Raw genomic sequence first — 17,722 nt, 5'->3', positions numbered from 1 at the left:
GCGCGCCACCTCCCGCCCGATCGGCAGCGAAGCGGTGGCCGCGGGAGACGGGGCGTTCAGCACATGCACCGCACGGGGGCCCTCCCGGATCAGGAAGTCGTCCACCAGCGTGCCGTCCCGCAGCACCGCCTGCGCCCGCACTCCGGCGGGGGCCGGTACGAGATCCTCCTGCTCCACCGCGGGCAGCAGCCTGCGTACGGCGTCCGTGAAGGCGGCCTTCGACACCGACCGCCGGAACTCCCCGAGCCCGTACCGCCAGTGCCGCCGGGCGACCGCCCACGACCCCGGCCAGGCCAGCGTCCCCGCTGTCTCCCGGGGCCGTACGACGCCCCAGCCGTACCCCTCGCGGGCCAGCGCCGGCACCGCGTTCGGCCCGATGTGCACGCCGCCGTCGATCCCGCGCGTGAGATGCACGCCGAGGAACGGGAACGCCGGATCCGGCACCGGATACACCAGGCCGCGCACCAGTCCCGGACGCGCCAGCTCGTAGTACTCACCCCGGAACGGCACGATCCGCACCCCGGGCTCGTCGCCGGTCAGCCGGGCCACCTCGTCGCAGTACAGCCCGGCGCAGTTCACCAGCACCCGCCCGCGCACGACGTCCCCGCCCGAGGTTCGTACGGCGACCCCGAGCTCCGGCCGCCGGTCGATCCGCTCGACCCGCGCGCCGTACCGGATCTCCGCCCCGGACGCCTCGGCCAGCTGCCGCGCGACCCCGACGAAGTCGCACACGCCCGTCGTCCCGACGTGTATCGCCGCGAGCCCGTGCACCTCGGGCTCGTACTCCGCGATCTGGGCCGATCCGAGCTCCCGTACCGGTATCCCGTTCTCCCGGCCGCGCTGCACGAGCGCGTGCAGCCGCGGCAGCTCCTCCCGCTCGGTGGCGACGATCAGCTTGCCGGTGACGGCGTGCGCGACGCCGTACTCCGCGCAGAACTTCACCATCTCCGCCGCGCCCCGCACCGCGTACCGCGCCTTCAGGGAGTCGGGCCGGTAGTAGATCCCGCTGTGGATGACCCCGCTGTTGCGCCCCGTCTGGTGCCGGGCGGGCCCCGGCTCCTTCTCCAGCACGGTCACACGGGTGCCCGGCGCGGCACGCGTGATCGCGTACGCGGTGGACAGCCCGACGATCCCACCACCGATCACGAGCACATCGCAGTCGTACACGCTCTCCCGCACCTGCCACGCCACCTGGCACCACCTCCCGGCTCCGATAGTGCACTGCGCCACTGACAATGCCCTCAAACCCGGGAGGCCGGGCTCAGGCGGGAGCCATCAGCAGCGGCCGCGCCCGCTCCCGCAATTCCACCACCCGCGGCTCGTCCCCGTACGGTTCCAGCCGGTGCAGAAGATCCTTCACGTACTCCGTGGTGCGCGCGGACGAGATCCGCCCCGCGACCTCCACCGCCCGCACCCCCTGCTCGCAGGCCGCGTCCAGGTTGCCGGACTCCAGCTCGGCGACCGCCGAGACGACGAGCCGGAGCCCGTGCGACCGCACGAACTCCTCCGTCGGCTTCGACAAGGCCTGCTCGGTGAAGCGGCGGACCTGCCGGGGCGCCTTCAGATCGCGGTAGCACTCCGCGGCGTCGGCGGCGAACCGGTCGTAGCCGTAGAAGCCGAGCCAGGACGGGTCCTGGTCGCCGTCCCGGGACCGCTCCAGCCAGGCCTCGGAGGCGCGCAGCGCCCCGCCGGCCGCGTGGGCGTCACCCGCGCGTGCGTGCGCCCGTGCCTCGACCAGGCGGAAGAAGCTCATGGTGCGGGCGGTGGCCAGGCCGCGGTTGCGCTCCAGGGCTGCCTGCGCGAGGTCGACGCCCTCGTCGCCGAAGCCCCGGTACGTCGCCTGGAGCGACATGGAGGCCAGCACATAGCCCCCGAGGGGGACGTCCGCGGCCGCGCGCGCGAGGCGCAGTGCCTGGATGTAGTAGCGCTGGGCGGCCTCCTGCTGGCCGGTGTCGAACGCCATCCAGCCCGCCAGCCGGGTGAGTTCGGCGGTGGCCCCGAACAGGGCGCGGCCGACCTCGTCCGAGTACGAGCCCAGCAGCAGCGGTGCCGCCTCCACCCTGAGACACTCGGGCACCATGGAGGAACGCCAGTCGCCGCCTCCGTATTTGGAGTCCCAGCGCCTGGCGTCCTCGGCCGCCTCCCGCAGCTTCTGCACATCGCTGTGGCCGACTTTGAGCGGTGCGCCGGAGCCCTCGGAGAGGTTCACGTCCCGCGCGACCGAGCTGTCGGCGGGGGTTATCAGCCAGCGTGAGGCGGGCGTTGCGTATGCGCTCACTGCGAACGACCCGGCCAGCGACTGCCAGATGCCGCCGGCGCCGGACCGGCGCCCGGCGAGGTCGAGGCGGTACAGATCCGTCGCCGACCGCACCGCCTGTCCCACGTCTCTGGGGAAGGCGAGGCCGACTTCGGGGGCGGGATCCGCGTCCGCCAGGCCGATCTCGTGGAGCGGCACCGGGCGGCCGAGCTTCTGGCCGATGGCGGCGGCGATGAGATGCGGCGCGGCACCCTGCGGCACCATGCCCTTCGACACCCAGCGCGCCACCGACGTCTTGTCGTAGCGAAGAGTCAACCCGCGTTGAGCGCCAAGATCGTTGACGCGTCGCGCGAGTCCTGCGTTGCTGATTCCCGCGAGGGCGAGAACGGCGCCGAGTTTTTCGTTCGGCCCGCGTTGCTCCCTGGACATGCGCCACCCCTCGACACAGACGGCTGCCGCGCTGGCATAACCACGCGGCATTCGTAAACCCAGCGTAGTTCGCCGCATCCCAAGCGTTAAGGGGCATTCTTCCGGATGGCGGGATTGTGGTCCGTCCCGGTCCGCCGGCCCTGTACGCACCGTGCACGGGCTGTCGCGCCGTGCCCCCGCCGTGTGGCCGTGCGCCCGTCCGTGCGCTCTTCTCCGGCCACCGGGGGAGCGGTTCCATGGGTCGTGCGTGGGTCGGCCCGCTGTACTGGATCCAGTGGGCTGGGGGACACCGCCACCTACATCCCCGCGGGTGGCGGACCGGTCCGGGAGGCGATGCCCGCCTCCCGGACTGTGCGCTGTCCGTGCGCTGCGCAGAGCATGTACGGAGCGTGCTCAAACCTGTTCCCGCCGCGCCAAATTGGCTGAAAATCGACCCCCTCTTTCGGGTGCGAACATCGCTCCCACCATGGGAGTTGAGGGCGCGAAAGGCGTTTTCAGGGAGCGTATCGGGGGCGCATTCGAGTCGCAGCGGCCGTGCGCCGTACGGGCGTTGCCTCTGTTCGACTTCCGCGCGGGTGCGCGCGCGTGGATGCGCCGACGGCATCCAAGGCGGCGCCGCCGCCCCTCGGGGGCGCGTTCTTCATGGCAGCATGGACCCGGTTCGTACGGTGCACTTGGTTGTCCACAGCCTGTGGAGGCGTCCATGCGGTGGTTGGTGGGATGGAGCAGCACCGCCGCGGGCGCCGCCGGAATCGGCTCCGCCGGTGCCGTCGGGGACGACGGCGAGACCGTCCACCCGATCGGCTCCCAACTCCTGTGGGGCGACCCGGATCCGCTGTGGGCGGTCGGCGACTGGCGGCCCGACGAGGTACGGGTGGTGAAGGCCGACGCCCAGAACCGGATCGCCGTCCTGGGCACCTGCGGGGCCTCCGACGAGGAGCTGCGGCTCGGCCTGTTCACCGCGCGCGGAGGCGCACTGCGGCACCTGACGACCTGGCCCGGCAGCTACACCGCCGTCGTCCAGGTCGGCCGCCGCGTCACCGTCTGCGGCGACCTCGCGGGCGCCCGCCCGGTGTTCCACACCCCCTGGGCGGGCGGTACGGCCTACGCGACGGCCGCGCTGCCGCTCGCCGACCTCATCGAGGCCAACCTCGACTTCGGCCACCTCGCGGCCCTGCTCGCCGCCCCCGACGTACCGGCCGCCCTGTACGACTCCACGCCGTACGACGGCGTGCGGCGCGTTCCACCGGGGCATGCGCTCATCCTGCGCGCCGGGTCGCGTGAGATCGCCGGGTACGAGCCGGTCGCCTCCCTCGCGGTGGCGGCGCCTTCGGCCGACCCCGACCGCGCCGTCGACGCGGTGCGCGACGCGCTCGTGGACGCCGTCCGCGCCCGCCTCTCCGCGCCCCGGCACGTCCCCGGCGCCGACATAGACCCCGGGCCGGTACCCGGTATGGGGCCCGCCGAGCGGCGGGCCGCGCGCGGGATGCCCGTACCCGGGATCGGCGCCGACCTGTCCGGCGGCCCGGCCTCGGGCACCCTCGCCCTGCTGGCGGCCGGGCTGCCCGGCATGCCGGGGACGGTCCTCGGGCACGGCACGGGCGCCGGGGAGCGCCTGCTGGCCGTCACCTTCAACGACCTGGCCGTGGGCGGCCGGGAGGCGGAACTGGAGCGCGCGGGGGCGCTCGCGGCCAACCCGCGCCTGCACCACGTGGTGGCCACCGGCGGCGAGGAGGTCCTGCCGTACGCCGACCTGGACGGACCCCTCACCGACGAACCGGGACCGTCCCTGATCACGGCCGCCCGCCACCGCGCCCGGCTGGCCGCCGGCAGCGCGGACCACTTCACCGGGCACGGCGCCCGCCAGGTCCTGGACGCCCACCCCGCCCGCCTCGCGGACCTGCTGATGGACCGCAAACGGCGCCACCTGGTACGGCCGGTCGCCGCGCTGGCCAAGGCCGACGGCTCGGTGATGGTCCCCGCGCGCGTGTACAGCGCGGCGCGGCGGCTGGCCCGGACGCCGTACCGCACCGGCGTGGAGGCCCTCGCCGAGCGGCTGCTGCGCCGCCGCTTCGAGGAACCCGGAGGCGCGGTCGGAGCGTCCCTCGCGGCGCTCACCTGGGCCAGACCCGGGCCGGCGGCACGCTGGCTGACCGGAGAGGCACTCGCTGAAGTATCGGTTCTGCTCCAGGGGGCGGTGAACCGCTCCGGCGTGGGCCCCGGACAGCGCCCCGGCGACCATCGCGCGCGTGCCGCGCTGACCCGTTACGCCTCGGACATCCGCGTCCTCGAACAGGCCGCCGAGATCCGCTTCCAGCGCCTGCACGCCCCCTTCCTCGACAACCAGGTCGTCCGCGCCTGCCGCGACCTCCCCGAGGCCCTCCGCGTCCAGCCCGGAGCACGCGCCGACATCCTGCGCACGGTCCTGGACGGCGCCGGCATCACCGACCTCCCGCCCGGCTGGGGCGCCCCCTCCCACGCCTCCTCGGCCGCCGCCGCCCGCACCGGGCTGCGGGTGGCCGCCGACTCCCTCGTCTCCCTCTTCGACACCCCGCTGCTCGCCCAGGCCGGCCTGGTCGAGGCCCGCGTCGTCCGCAAGGCCCTGCGCGGCGCGGCGGCCGGCGAACCCCTCCCGCTCGACGGCCTCGCCGACCTCGTCTCCCTGGAACTGTGGCTGCGCCGCCTGCTGTCCCGCCGGGGCACCTGCTGGACGGGGACGCCTGCACGCGCGCGTGCGGTGCCCTCCGGGATCACGCCGCGAAGGGGGGCGTTGGCCTCGGGTGGGTAAGCGGGGCTTGCGGAGTCCTCAAACGCCGGACGGGCTGATATTCGCGCACCCAGCGCTTCCCACGGCACCACAATGACCTGATGCGGTACAGAATCCTGGGCGTAACCCAAGCGACGGACGACCAGGGCACCCTCCTACCCCTCGGCGGTCAGCGTCTGCGTGCCCTTCTCACCGCTCTGGCCCTGCGCCCCGACCGCACCGCCGCCCCCGACACCCTGATCGACGAGGTCTGGGCGGACGACCCGCCCCAGGACGCCCCCGCCGCCCTGCACGCCCTGGTGGGCCGCCTGCGCCGTGCCGTAGGCAAGCACACCGTCGCCTCGGAACCCGGCGGTTACCGTCTCACGGCGACGCGGGAGGACATCGACCTCTTCGTCTTCGAGCGCATGGTCCGCGACGGCATCGCCTGCCTGGACCGCGACGACCCGGCCACCGCCTCCCGCGTCCTGACCGACGCCCTCGCCCTGTGGCGCGGCCCCGCCCTGGCCGACCTCCCCGACCGCACCGCCGCCACCCGCCCGGAGGCCCTCCGCCTGGAGGCCACCCGCGCCCGGGCCGACGCGGCGCTGCGGCTCGGCCGCGCCCACGCCGTCGTACCGGAACTGACGGAGCTGACCACGGCCCACCCGTACGACGAACCGCTGCGCGCCCTCCTCATCCGCGCCCTACGGGACACGGGCCGCACCGCCGACGCGCTCGCCGCGTACGAGTCCGCCCGCCGCACCCTCGCCGACGCCCTCGGCACCGACCCGGGCCCGGAACTCAAGGCCCTGCACACCTCGTTGCTCCACCAGGAGCCGCCACCGCCAGCCGCCCCGCCCCGCCGCACCGGCAACCTCCGTCCCCGCCTCACCTCCTTCGTAGGGCGGGAACCCGAGCTCGAAGCCGTTCGTTCCGACTTGCACAGGGGCCGTCTCGTCACCCTCACCGGACCGGGCGGCTCGGGCAAGACCCGTCTCGCCGAGGAAGCCGCCGCCGGGCATCCGCAGGCATGGCTGGTCGAGCTCGCCCCGCTCGACCGGCCGGAGGCGGTACCCAGCGCGGTGGTCAGCGCGCTCGGTCTGCGCGAGACCGTGCTCCTGACCAACGACCTGGTGGCCCCCCACGACGACCCGGTCGCCCTGCTCATCGAGTACTGCGCCCCGCGCAGCCAGCTCCTGATCCTCGACAACTGCGAACACGTCATCGACGCGGCCGCCCACCTCGCCGAGACGCTGCTCACCCGCTGCCCGGAACTCACGATCCTCGCCACCAGCCGTGAACCCCTGGGCGTCCCCGGTGAGTCGGTGCGCCCGGTCGAACCCCTCGTCCCCGAGCAGGCGCACCGTCTCTTCGCGGAGCGCGCGGCGGCCGTCCGGCCCGACGCCGCCGCCGCGCTGAAGGACACCGCGGCCGTGGACGAGATCTGCCGCCGCCTCGACGGTCTGCCGCTCGCCATCGAGCTGGCCGCGGCCCGGCTCAGGCTGCTGACGCCCCGGCAGATCGCCGACCGCCTCGACGACCGCTTCCGCCTCCTCACCTCCGGGAGCCGCACGGTCCTGCCCCGCCAGCAGACCCTGCGCGCGGTCGTCGACTGGTCCTGGGAACTGCTCGACGAGCGGGAGCGGACGGTCCTGCGCGAGGTGTCGGTGTTCGCCGGCGGCTGGGACCTCGCGGCGGCGGAGGCCGTGTGCACGGGACCGGCGGCGGACCTGATCGGCGCGCTCGTCGACAAGTCCCTGATCGTGGCGGCCCCGTGCGAGCACGACGGCGCCGCCCACGACGGCGGCATGCGGTACCGCATGCTGGAGACCATCCACGAGTACGCCGCCGAGCGCGCCGCCGAACTTCCCGGGCCGCGCGCGGCGGCCGAGCGGCGGCACGGCGCGTGGGTGCGCGCGCTGGTCGAGAAGGCCGATCCGCTGCTCCGGACCGGGGAGCAGCTGCCGTGGGTCTCCCGCCTGGAGACCGAGCTCGACAACATCCGCGCGGCCCTCGACCGCGCGATCCGCACCGGCGACGAGACGCGGGCCGGTGCGCTCGTCCTCGGCATGGGCTGGTTCTGGTGGCTGCGCAACTACCGTCAGGAGTCCGTGGCGTGGGTGCGGCGCGTCCAGCGTCTGGGCGTGGCCCTGGACACCGCCCCCGAGGGGGCCTCGCCGGAGGAACTGCTCGCGCTGGCCGAGTCCGCCGATCCGGTGGGCGCCCTGCTCGAAGCCCCGGACGGGGAGAGAGGGCATCCCCGGCACGCCCTGCGCATGGACCTGCGGATGCTGCACCTCTTCCTGACGTCCGAGTCCGCCTCCCGGGACCTCGCGGCGGACGAGCGGGCCCCCGCCTACATCGCCCGGGTGCAGGACGCCTTCCAGGACGGCGGCCCGCACGCCGCCCGGATGCCCGGCCTCCTGTGGCCGATGGCCGCCTACTACCTGGGCGGACCGGTCGACCTGCGGCCCCTCATGGACACGGTGGTCGCCAACTGCCGTCAGTACGGCGGCGACTGGGAGATCGGCGCCGTCCTGATGTTCCGCACGCACATGGTCGTGGACTCGCCCGGCAACCTGCGGGGCGTGGACGACGACCTGGCCGAGCTGCGTGTGCTCAGCCGGCGGGCCGGGGACCGCTGGATGCGGGCGCAGGTGTGCAGCGCGGCCGGTGAGGCGGCCATGGCGCGCGGCCGGTTCGAGGAGGCCGGGAGCGAGTACGAGGAGGCGCTGCGGCTCGCCTACGAGGTCGGCGCGTACGCCGAGTCACCGTTCCTCCTCGCCCGGCTCGCCGAGATCGCCTACCGCTCCGGGGACCGTGAGCACGCGCGGACCGGCCTGAACGAGGCGAACCTGGCGGCCGACCGGTACGGGGTGGCGGACGCCCGGGCCTTCATCCTGCTGCTGCGGGCACACTTCGCGCAGGACGACGGGAACCTCGCCCACGCGCGCGAACTGTGGGAGGCGGCCCGTGAGGCGACCGGGCAGGGCACGCCTCCACCGCAGTTCATGGCGGGGCTGCACGCGACGGACGCCCTCATCACCGCCGGCGAGTCGGGCCCGGCGCGCGGGCTGCCGATCATCGCCAAGGCTCTGCGGGAGGCCACGGAGCGGCGGTGCGCCGAGACGATCACGGCGGTGCTCGTGGACATCGCGGCGGACCTGCTGGCCCGGATCGGCGACCTGGCGGGCGCGGTCCGGCTGTTCGCCACCGGCGACCACTGGCGCGGCGGCCATCCGCGCCCCGAGCCGGAGCACACCCGGGCCGAGCGGATCAACGCCACCGCCCGCGCCACCCTGCCCGGCGACCGCTACCAGGCCGAGCGGGCCCGGGGCGCCGCCTTCACCGTGGACGACGTGCTGCGCGAGCTGGGGGCCGGGACAGCGACCGCTACCGGCAGGTGAACTGCGCCCGCGCCCAGTCCGCGAGCGCGGCGGTGTCCAGGGCATGGTGCGGCTCGACCACCAGCCGTACCGTCCGGTGCCCGGCCAGGTTCACATGGACCGGGACGGCCGGGTCGCCGCCCTCGACCACGTCGGACTTCCACAGCCGGGTGCCGTCCGCGTAGACGGAGAAGGAGACCTTGCCGAGCCCCAGCGTCAGGTCGTCGACGCCGATCAGCGCGTCATAGGCGGAGCAGGAGCGGTTGAGGTCGACGGTGACGGAGGACGCGCCGTGGACGGTCACGCCGCGCGCGTACCACTTCCCGGCGACCGTCACGCCGTACCGCTGCCAGACCCAGCTGCTGTCGGCGATCCGCATCTCGGGTGCCGTGCCGTCGCCGGTGACGTCGTACCGCAGCTCGCTCCACTGGTAGACGACCGGCGTCGGCGGTGGAGTGGGCGTCGGGGTCGGCGTGGGGGTCGGGGCCGGTGGGGGCCGCGTCGGTCCGGGAGCGGGGGCAGCCGGTCCGGTGCTCGGGGTGGTGGGGGACGAGGTCGGGGCCGGGGCCGGTCCGGCGCTCGGGCCGCGGGCGGGTGCGGGAGCCGGGGCGAGCGCAGCGGGGGTCGCTCGGGGGCCGGGCGCGACAGCGGGGCGGGCGGGCGCGGGTTCCTTCTTCGGGGGCGCGGGGGCGGGTGACCCGGGTTCGGGCCGGACCGCCGGGGCGGACGGGGAGGGGGCGGCCGCCTTCCTGACCGGCTCTCCGTGGTTGCTGACCAGCACGAGCGCCACGGCGGCCGCTCCGACCGCGACCACCCCAGCCGCGATACCGGCCTTCACCGGCGCACCCAGGCCCTCCGCGGCAGCCGCCCCGCCGCCGCCCGAACCCGCGCCGCCGGAGGAGCCGCCCGCGACGGCGGCCGCGCCCGCGGCGCCCACCCCCGTACCACCGGCGATGATCCCGAGCGCCTTGGCATACCCGGCGGCACCGAACCAGCCGATGACCGCGACCGGCACGACCGCGGGGATGCCGCCGGCGACCTCCTCGATCTGGGCGGCCGCGAGCCGGCACCTGGCGCACTCCTCCAGATGTTTGCGCAACCCCCGCTCGGCACGCGTACGCAGCCTGCGCCGGGCATAGGTGCCGAGCTGGTCCGCGTACCGGGCGCACCCCTCGTCGTCGGTCAGAGCCGCGCTGACATGGGCCTGGAGGTAGGCCTGCTTCAGGCCCTCACGGGCGCGGCTGGCGAGCACGCGCGTGCCGTTGGCGTCCAGCCCGAACAGCGTGGCGACCTGGCTCGGCGACTCGTCCTCCACCTCGGTGTGCCACAGCACGGCCTGCCAGCGCTCCGGCAGCGAGCGGAACGCCCGCATCGCCAGGGACTGCTCGGCCTCCTGCATCGCACGCACATCGGCGCCCAGCCCCAGCGTGCCGTCGTCCTCCGGGGCCCGCGCGGACTGCGCCGCGAACACCGCGAAGTCGTCGACGAGTTGCTCACGCCGGGACGATTTCGTCCACTGCGCGGCGACCCGCCGGACGCAGGTGAGCAGATAGGCGCGCACGGCGTACTCGGGTCCCGAGCCGCCCCGCACCGCCTGCAGCATGCGGGCGAAGACCTCGGCGGTCAGATCGTCCGCGGTGTGGGCGTCACGGCAGCAGGTCCGGGCATAGCGGCGCACCGCGTCCGCGTGCCGCCGGTACAGCTCCTCGTACGCGCTGTCGTCGCCCGAGCGCATCCGCCCGATCAGCTCGCCGTCGGACCACGGCGGGGTCCGCGGCGGCAGGGCATCGCCCGCGCGCTGGGCCGGCACGCCGCCCTCGGCCCGGTCGGGCGGTACGTGCGCCCGGCCACCCTGGCTCGGTACCTGCGGGGAGGTCAGCCCGCCGGTCTCCGGGTCACCGTCACCGAGTGACCCGTCCCGCCCGTCACCACTCATCGCGCGAAGCCCCCGCCACCAGCCCAGCCCAGCCCGACCCGATCACCGGGTCAGGGTGCCACACGGCTTTCGTTCGGGACCGCGCTTTCACGGACCGTCCACTCGTCCGAGCGGACTTCCCGTCGAGCGGTACGGAAACTCACCCGGACGGGGAAGGCTCGAAGAACCCGCCCCGCCCGGATGCGATCAACTTCCCTGTTCCTTTTTCCTGTTCATTTCCCTGTTCCGGCACGCCGGACGGGTCACGCCGGACGGGACCGCAGCCCCTCCAGCAGGATGTCCAGCAGCCGTGCCGAGGCCGCCGCCTGCTGGGCCGCGTCCGGCAGCGAGGGCGCCGCCGTCGCGATCACCAGCAGCACGTCCGACACCGACACGTCCGGCCGCAGCTCACCCGCCGCGCGGGCCCGCTCCACGAGCTGACCCACCACGTCGAGCAGCGCCGCCGCCCCCGCGTCGTCCTCGGCCACCACCGCCGGCTGCTCGGACACCAGCCGCAGCTCGCCGTTGCCCGGCTGCGTCCGCTGCTGCGGAACCCTCGGCTCCTCGGCCACGGCGTCGCCGCCGTCCTCCGAGACACCGACCCGCAGCACCTGCGGCGGCAGCAGCCGCCCCGCACCCGAGGCCACCGACGTGCGCAGGAAGCGCGACAGCGCCGACCACGGCTCGTCCTCCTGACCGAGCGCCGTACGCGCCTGGTCCGTCAGCCGGGAGGTCTCCTCCTCGGCTATCCGCCGCACCAGGACGTCCTTGCTCGGGAAGCGCCGGTACACCGTGCCGACGCCGACCCGCGCGCGCCGCGCCACGTCCTCCATCGGCGCGCCGTAACCCAGCTCGCCGAAGACCTCGCGCGCCGCACGCAGCACGTGCTCCAGATTGCGCTGTGCGTCCACCCGCAGCGGCGTCGTCCGCGCACTGTCCCCGCGTCCGTTGCCCGCCGCCGCGCTCATCACTTGGCCCACCGCCGCGCCACCTGGCGCGATGGCGGACGCGGATGCCCAATGAGTGTCCTGAATATGCATGGTTGTTCCCCCGGTAAATGACGTCTCCCCCCGGAGACTCTCCCCGCCACTGATTCCGGAGTGCGTGGAACAGGCGCCGTTCCCCGACCGGGACCGCCCGTCGCGGACCCGTTCGACCACATCCTCTACACCCCGTCGACACGAACATAGTTGAGAGGCTGTCAATTCAGAAGGGGCAGGTTCCGCACGGAGCGCCCCCCGATCGGAGTACGAGGCGCATACGTCCGGATTCCGCACCCCTGCGCCCTTCCGCCCGCCCCCGCTGACCTGCCCGCTTTCGCCCCGATCCGCCGATCCGGCCACTCCCGCGCACGCCCGCGCGCCGGTCACACAATTTGCCGGGGCTGTGGACAAACTCCAGCGCCGGGTGCGTCATGGGATGGTGAAGGAACGTGCGCGCATTCTCGTTGTCGGCGGCGGCTACGTCGGGATGTACACGGCCCTGCGACTTCAGCGGAAGCTGAAGCGGGAGCTCAGGCAGGGTGCCGTCGACATCACTGTCGTCACCCCTGATCCCTATATGACGTACCAGCCGTTCCTTCCCGAAGCGGCCGCCGGTTTGATTTCCCCTCGTCACGTCGTCGTACCGCTGCGTCGCGTACTGGACCAGTGCCACATCGTCGTCGGCGAGGTGACCTCCATCGACCACGCGGCACGCACCGCCACCCTCACCACCCTCGCGACCGAGGAAGGCGGCCCCACCGAACACCTGGCCTACGACGAACTCGTCCTCGCCCCCGGCTCGATCTCCCGCACCCTGCCCATCCCCGGCCTCGCCGAGCACGGCATCGGGTTCAAGACCGTCGAGGAAGCCATCGGCCTGCGCAACCACGTCATCGAGCAGCTGGACATCGCCTCCTCCACCCGCGACCCGGCGATCCGCGACGCCGCCCTCACCTACGTCTTCGTCGGCGGCGGCTACGCCGGCGTCGAGGCGCTCGCCGAACTCGAGGACATGGCCCGCTACGCCACCCGCTACTACCACAACGTTCAGCCCCAGGACCTGAAGTGGATCCTCGTCGAGGCCTCGAACCGCATCCTGCCCGAGGTCGGCGAGGAGATGGGCCGCTACACCGTCACCGAACTGCGCCGCCGGGGCATCCAGGTCCAGCTCGAGACCCGCCTCGAATCCTGCGCCGACCGCGTCGCCGTACTCAGCGACGGCCAACGCTTCCCGACCCGCACGGTCGTGTGGACCGCCGGCGTCAAACCCAGCCCCCTGCTCGCCGCCACCGACCTGCCCCTGAACGGGCGCGGCCGGCTCAGGTGCACCCCACAGCTGACCGTCGACGGCACCGACCACGCCTGGGCCGCCGGCGACGCCGCGGCCGTCCCCGACGTCACCGCCGCCGAACCCGGCACCGATACCGCCCCCAACGCCCAGCACGCCGTCCGCCAGGCCAAGGTCCTCGGCGACAACATCGTCCACACCCTGCGCGGCGAACCCCTCCAGACCTACGCGCACGGCTACGTCGGCTCCGTCGCCTCCCTCGGCCTCCACAAGGGCGTCGCCCAGGTCTACGGACGCAAGCTCAAGGGCTACCCTGCCTGGTTCATGCACCGCGTCTACCACCTCAGCAGGGTGCCCACCTTCAACCGCAAGGCCCGGGTGCTCGCCGAGTGGACCCTCGCCGGGCTCTTCAAACGGGAGATCGTCTCCCTCGGCTCGCTCGAACACCCCCGTGCGGAGTTCGAACTGGCGGCCGGTGGAAAGCCTCCTCACCGCCCCACGGACAACCCGAAGGGGTCGTCCTGAGCGGACTGAAGGAACTGCACGGCCCACCCCGGCGTCTGACGGATGTCGCCGCGGACGGCCACCTGTCAGACTTCCCCACGACCTCCGACGGGCACCCGCCCGCCCTCAGCACCCACGAGGCTTTCCCCACTGTGAACTTCACGCGCTGGAGCGCCCGGCTCCCCGGAACGCAGCGCCGCGCCGCAGCGCGGACCGAGCACGCGGTCTCCCCGGACCGGCGGGGAGAGGGCTCCGTGCCCGCGGCCCGCGCCGAACAGCCGGCCGACGGCACGGCACCCGTACCCGCCGTCGACGAACTGCCCGCGCGCGAGGTCCTCGACCGCGTCCCGGCCCTCGTCGCCCTGGTGCACGGCCCCGACCACCGCATCGCCTACCTCAACGACGCCTACACCGCCGCCTTCGGCGCCCGCCCCCTGGGCACGCCCGCCCGTGAGGCGCTCCCGGAACTGGCCGAACTGGGCCTGCTGCCCCTCCTCGACCAGGTCCTGCGCAGCGCCAAACCCCGCACGCTCAAGTCCCGCAAGGCCGTCGACGGCCGCTCCTACACCTTCACCTGCACGCCCGTCCCCGAGAACGCCGACCGCGACGGCGGCGGCGCCGTGCTGGTCTTCGCCACCGACGTCACCGACCACGCCGAGGCCGCCGCCCGCCTGCGCGCCAGCGAAAGCCGCCAGCGCGAGACGGCCGTGACCCTCCAGCGCTCCCTGCTCCCCCAGGAACTGGAACAACCCGACGACCTCCGCATCGCCGCCACCTACCAGCCCGGCGGCACGGAGGCCGCGGTCGGCGGCGACTGGTACGACGTGATCACCCTCGGCGGCGGCCGCACCGCCCTCGTCATCGGCGACGTCATGGGCAGAGGCGTGCGGGCCGCCGCGGTCATGGGCCAGCTCCGTACGGCCGTCCGCGCGTACGCCCGCCTCGACCTCCCCCCGCACGAAATCCTCCAGCTCCTCGACGGCCTCGCCGCGGAGATCGACGCCAACCAGATCGCCACGTGCGTGTACGCCATCCACGACCCCAACGAGGGCCGGCTGGTGTACGCGTCCGCCGGCCACCTCCCGATCCTCGTCCGCGACGAGACGGGCACCGTCCAGCGCGCCGACGAACCGACCGGCCCGCCGCTCGGCACCGGCGGCTGGATGCACGCCTCCGGCTCGGTACCACTGACCCCCGGCTCCACGGCGGTCCTCTACACGGACGGCCTGGTGGAAAGACGCAACGAGGACCTCGACGAGGGCATCGCCGCCCTCGAGCGCGCCCTCGCCGGCGCGACCGGCACCCCCCAGGTCGTCTGCGACCGCCTGGTCCGCTCGGCCGGCGTCACCGCCGACCACGACGACGACGTGGCCGTCCTCGTCCTCCAGCACCCCGCCCGCACCGGCCCCGACGGCGAACTCTTCCGCAACGCCGCCCTGGAACTCCTCGGCGGCGTGGAAGCGGCCCCACGCGCGCGCGCCTTCGCCTCCGGCGTGCTGACCAGCTGGCGCTTCCCGGCCGACCTCCACGACCTCGGCGTCCTCGCCGCGTCCGAGCTGGTCGCCAACTCCCTCCAGCACGGCACCCCGCCCATGCGGCTCAGGCTCCGCCGCACCGACCGACGCCTGATCATCGAGGTCACGGACGGCGACGACCACCTCCCGCGCCGACGCCGCGCGGAACCGGGCGACGAGTCAGGGCGGGGCATCGCCATCGTGGCGACGATCGCCTCCAACTGGGGATCCAGACGGACCCCGGGCGGGGGCAAGGCGGTGTGGTGCGAGTTCGTTCTGCCGAGGCCGTAGCGGCAAAGGCACCGGCGGGAAGGGCCCCGGCGGGTCCCTCCGGTCACGCGGTCAGGGACTCCGCCGGAGCGCCACCCCGGGCGACGACCCGGCTCTTCGCCACGGCCCACGGCTGATCCTGGGCGGCGGTGAGCCGTCGCCCCAGCCGCAGCGCCAGGAAGGTGATCCCCAGCGAGAACAGCAGGAAGGTCACGATGTACGGGCCGGCCAGCGCGGCCCCCAGCGGCCCGCCCACCGCCGGCCCGACAGCCAGCGCCAGCTGCTTCACCAGGGCGAAAGCGGAGTTGTACTGCCCGGCCATGCCCTCCGGCGCCAGATCCGCCACCAGCGGGGCGACCGTCGGCGACAGCATCGCCTCACCCAGCCCGAACAGGGCGTACGTCGCCACGAACGCGGCGGTCGCCATCTCCCGGCTGCCGTGCCCGAGGCCCGCGTACCCCGCCGTGAGCCAGGCCACGGCCCAGATCAGACCCACACCGGCGATCACCCGCGACCGGCGGCGCCGCTCGACGAACTTCAGTACCGCGAACTGCGCGACGACGATCATCAGCGTGTTGGCGGCCAGCGCCGTACCGAGCGCGGAGGTGGATATCCCCGCCGCCTCGACGCCGTACGCACTCAGCCCCGACTCGAACTGCCCGTAGCAGGCGAAGAACAGCACGAAGCCCAGCACACACAGCTGCACCATCGCCCGGTTCCCGAGCAGCCGCTTCCAGCTGCCCTTCGCCGACCCGGTCGGCGCCTCCTCGATCCGCGGCGAGTGCGGCATCCGCACGGTCGACAGCATCACGACCAGCAGCAGGAAGATCGCCGCCTCGATCGCGAAGAGCAGGGTGAAGGACGAGACGCGGGTCGTGTCGACCAGGTGGCCGCCGATGAGACCGCCGACGCCCAGCCCCAGGTTCTGCAGGAAGAACTGCATCGCGAACGCCCGCGACCGGGTGTCCGCCGTGGAGCAGTCCACGATCATCGTCGCCAGCGCCGGCTGCATGACGGCCTGCCCGGCCCCCAGCGCCGCCGCCGACAGCAGTACGGCCACCGCGCCGCCCGCCAGCCCCAGGCTCAGCGCCCCCAGCGCGGCCATGACCAGGGCGGCGAGCAGGACCGGAAGCGGGCCGCGCCGCACGATCGCCCGACCGGCGAACGGCAGCACGATCAGCGCGGCCACGGCGAAGACGGCCAGGACGAGCCCCGCCGTCATGGCCCCCAGCCCCCGCACCTGCGCCACATAGACGTACAGGTAGGGGACGGTGAAGCCGAGCCCGAACGCGCTGAGTGCGTTGCCCACGTGGATCCGGCGCATCGCTGCGCCCATCGCCCTGGTCACGTTCACCTCTCTCACTAGTTAGGTGTGAAGACTTAGAACCTAAAGTTCGAAACTAAAGAGTACATACTCAAGGACTTAAAGGCAAAGGCGCCGCGTGCCATACTGCGGCCATGGCCGACACCCCCGGCGGCGTCAGCAGCGAGCCGACCCTCGACGAGCAGATCGCCGCCTACCAGCGCGAGTTCCAGGACCTCGACCCTCAGGTGGAGCAGATCGTCTCGGCGCTGTCCCGTCTGAACCGGCGGATGAACGTCGCCTACGGCCGCCAGACCGCGGGCCTGGGCATCAGCAACGCCGAGTGGGAGGTCCTCAAGGCCCTCGTCCTCTCCGGCATCCCCTACCGCCTGGGCCCCAGCGACCTCGCCAAGCGGTTGGGACTCACACCTGCCGCCATGACCCACCGGATCGACCGCATGGTCGCCGAGGGTCTGGTCACCCGGGAGAGGGACGAGTCCAACCGCGTCCGCGTCATCGTGGAGCTGACACCGGAGGGGAGGGAGAAGTGGCTGGAGGCCATGCGTCTGGCGACCGTCTTCGAGGAGGACCTGCTCCAGGATCTCTCCGCCGGGGAGCGGTCCGCCCTCGGCGAGGTCCTGACCAGGCTGCTGCGCCGGGTGGAGCACGCCCAGCCGGACGCCGGCGGCCGCCTGAGCGACCTCGACTGAGCCGCAGGAAAGCCCTTGACACCGGCGCTTGACACGCCCCAGCCCGATCCGTAAAGTTCTTCGGGTTGCCACCGAGCCGTAACGGTTCTTCGGCAGCACCTCCGCCGCCACGCGCGGCACCCTCAAGCCAACAGCACGATCTCCTGACGGGGTTGATTTCGGCGTGCCCGAATTCAATTCGAATAGGAACACGGCGGCCCGATTGGGAATCGTCGAGCGGATCCGCTAAGGTTTGAGACGTCGGAACGGCCCAACAGTCGGGATGACAACCCCCTCTGACTGGGAATCAGGCACCGAAAGGATCTGATAGAGTCGGAATCGCCGGAAAGGGAAACGCGAGAGCGGGAACCTGGAAAGCACCGAGGAAATCGGATCGAGAAAAGATCTGATAGAGTCGGAAACGCAAGACCGAAG

General features: G+C 73.5%; 10 protein-coding genes. 5 read left to right on the top strand and 5 right to left on the bottom strand.

Going from position 1 to position 17,722, the window contains the following annotated elements; all coding sequences use genetic code 11:
• On the bottom strand, positions 1–1,191 hold a 1,191-nt coding region (lhgO, locus tag ACH45E_RS07880), incomplete at its 3' end, for an L-2-hydroxyglutarate oxidase (RefSeq protein WP_399040234.1).
• Between the two features lie 70 nt (positions 1,192–1,261).
• The gene (locus ACH45E_RS07875; protein ID WP_361441534.1) at positions 1,262–2,686 is read right to left on the bottom strand and encodes an MFS transporter; all 1,425 of its coding nucleotides are present in this window, start codon (positions 2,684–2,686) and stop codon (positions 1,262–1,264) included.
• A 703-nt stretch (positions 2,687–3,389) separates the two neighbouring features.
• Here ACH45E_RS07875 and ACH45E_RS07870 point away from each other — a divergent pair.
• The gene (locus ACH45E_RS07870) at positions 3,390–5,474 is read left to right on the top strand and encodes an asparagine synthase-related protein (RefSeq protein WP_361441531.1); all 2,085 of its coding nucleotides are present in this window, start codon (positions 3,390–3,392) and stop codon (positions 5,472–5,474) included.
• An 80-nt stretch (positions 5,475–5,554) separates the two neighbouring features.
• Positions 5,555–8,842 (top strand): BTAD domain-containing putative transcriptional regulator, encoded by a 3,288-nt coding sequence (locus ACH45E_RS07865; protein ID WP_361441528.1) that lies wholly within the window; start codon positions 5,555–5,557, stop codon positions 8,840–8,842.
• Here the strand turns inward: ACH45E_RS07865 and ACH45E_RS07860 are convergent.
• A complete protein-coding gene (locus ACH45E_RS07860; protein WP_361441525.1) occupies positions 8,829–10,757 on the bottom strand; it encodes a sigma-70 family RNA polymerase sigma factor in 1,929 nt (642 codons plus the stop codon). The two genes, ACH45E_RS07865 and ACH45E_RS07860, sit on opposite strands and share 14 nt — an antisense overlap.
• A gap of 242 nt (positions 10,758–10,999) precedes the next feature.
• Entirely contained in the window at positions 11,000–11,776 is a 777-nt protein-coding gene (locus ACH45E_RS07855) for a helix-turn-helix domain-containing protein (protein WP_361441522.1), read from the bottom strand.
• A gap of 379 nt (positions 11,777–12,155) precedes the next feature.
• Here ACH45E_RS07855 and ACH45E_RS07850 point away from each other — a divergent pair, with 379 nt between their 5' ends.
• Both ACH45E_RS07850 and ACH45E_RS07845 read left to right on the top strand, forming a co-directional pair.
• On the top strand, positions 12,156–13,532 hold the full coding sequence (locus ACH45E_RS07850; protein ID WP_361441519.1) for an NAD(P)/FAD-dependent oxidoreductase: 1,377 nt from the start codon (positions 12,156–12,158) through the stop codon (positions 13,530–13,532).
• Between the two features lie 131 nt (positions 13,533–13,663).
• Entirely contained in the window at positions 13,664–15,316 is a 1,653-nt protein-coding gene (locus tag ACH45E_RS07845) for a SpoIIE family protein phosphatase (protein ID WP_361441516.1), read from the top strand.
• A gap of 43 nt (positions 15,317–15,359) precedes the next feature.
• On the opposite strand, the gene ACH45E_RS07840 is transcribed toward ACH45E_RS07845, so the two are convergent.
• On the bottom strand, positions 15,360–16,619 hold the full coding sequence (locus ACH45E_RS07840) for an MFS transporter (RefSeq protein WP_361442563.1): 1,260 nt from the start codon (positions 16,617–16,619) through the stop codon (positions 15,360–15,362).
• 134 nt (positions 16,620–16,753) lie between these two features.
• On the opposite strand from ACH45E_RS07840, the gene ACH45E_RS07835 reads away from it, so the two are divergent.
• Complete coding sequence (locus tag ACH45E_RS07835; RefSeq protein WP_361441513.1) at positions 16,754–17,308, top strand: MarR family transcriptional regulator; 555 nt, start codon at positions 16,754–16,756, stop codon at positions 17,306–17,308.
• Positions 17,309–17,722 lie beyond the last annotated feature (414 nt).

The sequence above is a fragment of the Streptomyces sp. NPDC020299 genome (assembly GCF_044387825.1).
Classification (GTDB): Bacteria; Actinomycetota; Actinomycetes; order Streptomycetales; family Streptomycetaceae; genus Streptomyces.
The sequence above is the reverse complement of the archived record's forward strand: the minus strand, read 5'-3'. Positions and strand labels throughout refer to the sequence as shown.